The 4,844-nt window shown below is 73.9% G+C and carries 3 protein-coding genes and 1 pseudogene; all 4 read left to right on the forward strand.

The annotated features are described in order from the left end of the window. Nucleotides 1-522 (forward strand): annotated as a pseudogene (locus tag B4M60_RS14895) (glutamine synthetase); the annotation flags it as partial. A gap of 13 nt (nt 523-535) precedes the next feature. Next, nucleotides 536-3,619, forward strand: coding sequence for a bifunctional [glutamine synthetase] adenylyltransferase/[glutamine synthetase]-adenylyl-L-tyrosine phosphorylase (locus B4M60_RS14900; RefSeq protein ID WP_291085803.1), 3,084 nt, complete (start codon nt 536-538; stop codon nt 3,617-3,619). 70 nt (nt 3,620-3,689) lie between these two features. Further along, nucleotides 3,690-4,049, forward strand: a complete 360-nt coding sequence (locus B4M60_RS14905; protein WP_291085806.1) for a hypothetical protein — start codon at nt 3,690-3,692, stop codon at nt 4,047-4,049. Beyond that, the coding region (locus B4M60_RS14910; RefSeq protein ID WP_291085809.1) for an endonuclease/exonuclease/phosphatase family protein at nt 4,046-4,844 on the forward strand (799 nt) is incomplete at its 3' end. The genes B4M60_RS14905 and B4M60_RS14910, both read left to right, overlap by 4 nt.

A 4,844-nucleotide genomic window follows, 5' to 3' on the forward strand; every position in this document is an offset into this window, starting at 1 on the left:
TTCGTCGCGGGCATCCTGCGGCACGCGCCCGAGTTCTCGGCGGTCACCAACCAGTGGGTCAACTCGTACAAGCGCCTCATCGGCGGCGGCGAGGCCCCGACCGCGGCCACCTGGGGTCGGGCGAACCGCTCGGCGCTCGTGCGGGTCCCGATGTACACCCCGAACAAGGCCTCCTCCCGCCGGATCGAGGTCCGGAGCCCGGACTCGGCCTGCAACCCGTATCTCGCCTATGCGGTGATGTTCGCCGCGGGCATCAAGGGCGTCCAGGAGGGGTACGAGCTCCCTCCCGAGTCCGAGGACGACGTGTGGACCATGAGCCGCCAGGAGCGGCGCGCGATGGGCTACACCGACCTCCCCGGGAGCCTGGAGCAGGCGCTCGACGCCATGGAGGAGTCCGAGCTCGTCGCCGACGCGCTCGGCGAGCACGTCTTCGAGTTCTTCCTGCGCAACAAGCGGCGCGAGTGGCGGGAGTACCGCAACGACGTCACCCCGTACGAGCTCCGGAACTACCTCAGCCTGTGACCGGACGCACGCGATGAGCAGGGATTCCTCCCGTCCCCGCATGCCGAGCCCGGGGCGGCTCGGCCTGCTCGACACCCGGGCGGGGGACTGGCTCGACTACCTGGGCTGGACCGGCGAGGACGCGATCCCGCTGCTCTGGGCCCTGTCGCGCGCCCCCGATCCGGACCTGGCGCTGGGCGCGCTGGTCCGGCTCCGGGAATCCCTCGCGGCGGAATCCCACGGCAAGAGCTCGTCTGCGCGCGCCGGAATCGACACCGGCGTGGCGGCCCTCGATTCGGCGCTGCGCTCCGATCTGCCGCTCCGCGGACGACTCCTGGGCCTGCTCGGGTCGTCCAGCGCCCTCGGCGACCACCTGGTGGCCGAGCCCACCCGCTGGGCCTCGCTCCGCTCGGAGCTGCCCGCCCGCGAGGACGTCCTGGCCGACATGCTCGGGGCCGTCGGGGCGGTCCCGGAGGCGCCCGTCGAGGGCGCGCCCCCGCCGTCCCAGGCGGAGGACCTGCGCAGCGCGGGAACCTATCGGGCCGCCGTCACCGGCGGCGCCGCGGTCAACGTCCTGCGGTCGACCTACCGCGACCACGTGGCGCTGCTGGCCGCGCACGACGTGGCGTCGACGGTCGAGGACCAACCGGTGCTGCCGTTCGCCGAGGTCGGGCGGCGCCTGGCCGATCTCGCCGACGCGGCGCTGACGGCCGCCCTCGCGGTGGCCGTGACGACCGTGTACCCGGACTCCCCGCTGCCCGCCAGGCTCGCCGTGGTGGCCATGGGCAAGGGTGGGGCCCGCGAGCTCAACTACATCTCCGACGTGGACGTCATCTTTGTCTCCGAGCCCGCGGACGCCAAGACCGGCCGCGTGGCGGGGGAGATGATGCGCATCGGGTCGATGGCCTTCTTCGAGGTGGACGCCGCGCTCCGCCCGGAGGGCAAGTCCGGCGAGCTGGTCCGGACCCTCGAGTCCCACGAGGCCTACTACAAGAGGTGGGCCAAGACCTGGGAGTTCCAGGCGCTGCTCAAGGCCCGGCCGATGACCGGCGACCTCGCACTGGCCGCCGACTACCACGACGCCGTCCACCCCCTGGTCTGGACCGCCGCCGAGCGGGAGGACTTCGTCCACGACGTCCAGGCCATGCGCCGCCGCGTCGAGGAGAACGTCCCCGAGGTGCTGCGCGAGCGGGAGCTCAAGCTCGGCCGCGGCGGCCTGCGGGACGTGGAGTTCGCCGTCCAGCTGCTCCAGATGGTCCACGGTCGCACCGACGAGGAGTTGCGGGTGACCAGCACGGTGGAGGCGCTCGGGGCGCTGCGCGCGGGCGGGTACATCGCGCGCGAGGACGGCGCCAACCTGGTCGCCGCCTACGAGTTCCTCCGACTGCTCGAGCACCGGCTCCAGCTCCAGCGCCTGCAACGCACGCACCTGCTTCCCGAGGAGCCCGACGAGGAGGGCTACCGCTGGCTCGCCCGGGCCGCCCACGTCCGGCCGGCCGGGCGACTCGACGCGGCCGAGGTGCTGCGCGACGAGCTCCGCCAGATCCGGAGCCGGGTCCGCCGACTCCACTCCAAGCTCTTCTACCGTCCGCTGCTGGACTCGATCGCCTCGTACGACGCGGAGGCGCTGTCCCTGAGCACCGAGGCGATGGAGCGGCAGCTCGCGGCCCTGGGGTTCGGGTCGCCCCGCAACGCGCTCGGTCACCTCCGGGCGCTCGCCGGGCAGAGCAACCGGCGCGGCCGGATCCAGGCGCTCCTTCTGCCCACGTTCATGGAGTGGCTCGCGGACACCCCGGACCCGGACGCGGGCCTGTTGGCGTATCGCAAGCTGTGCGACGAGCACCAGGACGTCACGTGGTTCCTGCGCATCCTCAGGGACGACAGCATCGTGGCCCGCCGCCTGGTGACGGTCCTGGGCACCTCGCCGTTCGTGTCCGAGCTGTTGCTGCGCAACCCCGAGGTGATCCCCGACCTGACCGACGGGACGGAGGGGCCGGTGCTCGTGGACACCGGGGTGTCGGACATCGCCTCGGCCCTGGCGGCCTCGGCCGCGCGTCACCGCACCCCGGAGAAGGTCATCGCCGCGGCGCGGTCCCTGCGGCGGGCCGAACTCGCCCGGATAGGCGCCGCGGACGTCCTCCGGCTGGTCTCAGTTCCGGAGGTGGGCCAGCGACTGTCGGCCGTGTGGCGTGCGGTGCTCGAGGCGTCGCTGGCCGCGGTGATGAGGGACATGGCCCCCGAGGGCGAGCCCCCTCCGGCCCGGCTCGCGTACATCGGGATGGGCAGGCTCGGCGGGGACGAGTTGTCGTACGGCTCCGACGCGGACGTCATGATCGTGTGCGACCCGGTCGACGGCGTCGCCGAGGACGTGGCCGTCCGGTGGGCGGTGCAGGTGGCCGAGCGCGTGGGCGGGCTGCTGTCCTCGCCGTCGTCGGATCCTCCCCTCGACCTCGACGCGGACCTGCGGCCGGAAGGCCGCAACGGTCCGCTCGTCCGCACCCTCGCGTCCTACCGCGCCTACTACGCGAAGTGGGCCGAGACGTGGGAACTGCAGGCGCTGCTGCGCGCGGCGTTCGCCGCCGGCGACAGCGAGCTGGGACTGGACTTCCTGCACATGATCGACGAGTTCCGGTACCCCGCGGACGGCGTCCCGCCCAAGGTCGTGCAGGAGATCAGGCGGATGAAGGCGCGGATCGACTCGGAACGACTCCCGCGCGGTGCCGACCCGGCCACCCACACCAAGCTCGGGCGCGGCGGCCTGGCGGACGTGGAGTGGTGCGCCCAGTTGCTCACCATGCAGCACGCGGCGCGGGTCCCGGGCCTGCACACCACCTCCACGCTCGAGGCGCTCGACGCCGCGGCCTCCGCCGAGCTCCTGTCCGAGGGCGAGCGGGACGCCCTGGTGCAGTCGTGGCTCATGGCCGGCCACGCCCGCAACGCGCTGGTCCTGGCGCGCGGCAAGGCGGTCGACCAGCTCCCCGGTCAGGGCAAGATCCTGTCCGCGGTGGCGAGCATCTGCACCGGGTCGTCCGACGGGGCGGAGTTCCTCAACGAGTACCTCCGGGTGACCCGCCACGGCCGCAAGGCCGTCGACCACGTGTTCTGGGGCGAGATCTAGCCCGCCACCCCGGTGGGGGTCAGGGTGTCCACCGATGCGCGGCGGGTCCGGCCGCGGATACCCTGGGGGCATGGCTGTGACGATGAACCTGACCCTCACCCTCGACGGCGTGACCTACGGCGAGCTGTACGAGTTCGTCGACGCGGTCCGCGCGGCCGGCGTCCCCGCCGACGAGCGCGTGCGGTGCCTGGGTTCGGACGACAAGGGCGACCGCTTCGAGGTGGAGCTCGGGCCCGACCGGCGTCGCCCCGGCGCGGCACGGGCGGCCTCGGGGGCGTTGTCGGGGCAGGCGCCCGCGCCGGCCGCCGGGCCGGGGGTGTCGCCGTCGATCGCCTCCGTCGCCGAGACCGTCCGGTCGATGGTCCGCAACGGCGATGATCTGGACCGCGTGCTCACCGCGCTGGGGGATCTGCGCAAGTTCCTGCGGTGAGGCGCCGCCGCCCGGTCGCCCGGGCGCTGGCCGTCCTGTCCTGCCTGATCGCCGCGACGGGGGTGGCCCTCCACCACTCGGACTCGGATCTCCCCGCCGTGCTGGTCCTGGCGTCGTTCGCGCTCGCGGCGTGGGCGTTCTCCCTCCTCGCGCTGGTCGCGGCGCTGCGCGCCCGCTCCGTCGCGCTGACGATCCTCGCCGTGGTGCTCGCCGGCGCGGGCGCGGTCCAGTACGGCCCGCTGGTCTCCCCGTCCGGTGGGGACGACGACGAGGGGGTCGACCTCCGGGTCCTGGTGCAGAACCTGGAGTTCGGGCGGGCGGTCCCGACCGACGTGGTGAGGGCCGTCCGCGAGGGCGGGGTCGACCTCCTGGTGACGGTCGAGGCCACCCCGGAGGCGGTCGACGGGCTACGCGCGGCGGGGCTCACCGCGAACCTCCCGCACGAGGCCCTGGATCCCGCCCCGCAGACCGCCGGCGTGGCCGTCTGGTCGAGGTACCCGCTCTCGCCGCCCGAGCGGGTCCCGGGATTCCGTCTCGGGGTCGTGCGCACCGACATGGCGGGACCCGCCGGACCGGTGACGGTGGTGGCCGCGCACCCGGTCGCTCCGGTCGTCGACGGACCCGCCGCGGTCGAGGAGGCCGACCGACTGCGCTCGTACCTCGGGGGTCTGCCCGGGCCCGCACCGGTGGTGGTGGGTGGGGACTTCAACGCCACCTGGGATCACGTCCGGTTCCGGAGCCTGCGGGGGCTCGGGTACACCGACTCGGTGTCGGGCGGGGGCGACGGCTGGGTGC

Origin of the sequence: Dietzia sp. UBA5065 (genome assembly GCA_002415925.1) — a bacterium.
In the GTDB taxonomy this organism is placed as follows: domain Bacteria; phylum Actinomycetota; class Actinomycetes; order Mycobacteriales; family Mycobacteriaceae; genus Dietzia.